This window comes from Alcanivorax sp. HI0083, from assembly GCF_001635175.1.
Genome location: NZ_LWFX01000508.1, coordinates 1 through 1256, shown reverse-complemented (window position 1 = coordinate 1256; position 1256 = coordinate 1). Strand labels below are relative to the sequence as shown.

At 56.8% G+C, this 1256-nt stretch carries 2 protein-coding genes and 1 pseudogene; 2 read left to right on the top strand and 1 reads right to left on the bottom strand.

From position 1 onward, the window contains the following. Positions 1–631: YihY family inner membrane protein (locus A3754_RS05225; protein ID WP_156496815.1), on the bottom strand; the 631-nt coding region annotated here is incomplete at its 3' end. A gap of 87 nt (positions 632–718) precedes the next feature. On the opposite strand from A3754_RS05225, the gene arsC reads away from it, so the two are divergent. Together arsC and A3754_RS05215 are read left to right on the top strand one after the other, a co-directional pair. Further along, positions 719–1072, top strand: a complete 354-nt coding sequence (gene arsC / locus A3754_RS05220; protein WP_063519007.1) for an arsenate reductase (glutaredoxin) — start codon at positions 719–721, stop codon at positions 1070–1072. Positions 1073–1079: 7 nt separating this feature from the next. Beyond that, positions 1080–1256, top strand: a pseudogene (locus A3754_RS05215) (NAD(P)H-quinone oxidoreductase); the annotation flags it as partial.

Below are 1256 nucleotides of genomic sequence, written 5' to 3'. Positions count from 1 at the left end.
ACGGAATCTTGGTATTGGGCACCACCGTGTACATCAGTGTCAGCATGGCGGTGGTGAACAGGAACGGCAGCAAGGACAGCCATAGCCGCACACCGCCCAGGTAGCTCACCGTGTCGCTGAAGATGGCCTGCGAGGTGAGATACGACGAGATCGCCAACCCCAGGCCCAGACAAATCGGCCCCAATGACAGCACCGCCCAATACATCAACAAGCTGGTGAGACCTTTACGCGGGGTCTGCACTTTCCAGATACGGTTCAGGGTTTGCTCAACCGTGCTCAGCATCAGGATGGAAGTGATCACCAGAAACACAATGCCCAACCCGGTCAGGTTTGCTGCCTGTTTGGCAAAGGACTGCAGGTGATCGAGCAGCATATTGCCTGCGGAGGGTACAAAATACTCAAACGCCCATGCCTGGAACTGGGCGCCCTTGTCTTTCAGGGCGGGTACCGACGACAGCACCGCAAAACTCACCGTCATCACCGGGACGATGGCAAACAGGGTGGTATACGTCAGCGCGGCAGCACTTTGCCGGCAACCGTCTTCATTGAACTGGCGCACCAGCAGGGCAAAAAACGCCTTGATGGAATCGAACCGGGCGTGCACCGGAATTACCGGTTGCTCATTCTCCATGCTCTACGCGTCCTCTCTGGTTGACCCCTTGCCACCGCACGTGTGCAGCTTACAATGGCAGCGTTACGAAACAGGATATGCAATCCCATGAGCGACTACATTATCTTCCACAACCCGCGCTGTTCAAAATCACGTCAGACGCTGGCGTTACTGGAAGAGAACGGTGTTAACCCCACTATCGTAAAGTATCTGGACGATATTCCGGATACCGCCACATTGAAAAGCCTGATCAGCAAGCTGGGGTTTGCCCATGCCCATGATCTGGTACGCAACAAGGAAGCGGACTACAAGACCGCAGGCCTGTCTGCGCAAAGCAGCGATGCTGACGTTATCGCAGCGATGATTCAGTACCCGAAATTGATTGAACGCCCCATCGTCGTCAAAGGCGATCAGGCGGTGCTGGGTCGCCCCCCGGAAAACGCCCTGCAGTTACTGGACTGAATCGCCCATGACCGATTATGTGCTGGTGCTTTACTACAGCCGCAACGGCAGTGTTGCCAACCTGGCGCAACAGGTCGCTCGCGGTATCGAAAGCACCGGAATGGAAGCGCGCCTGCGCACGGTCCCGGCCGTGTCTGCCAACTGCGAAGCCAGTGAGCCGGCGATACCGGATCAAGGTGCGCCC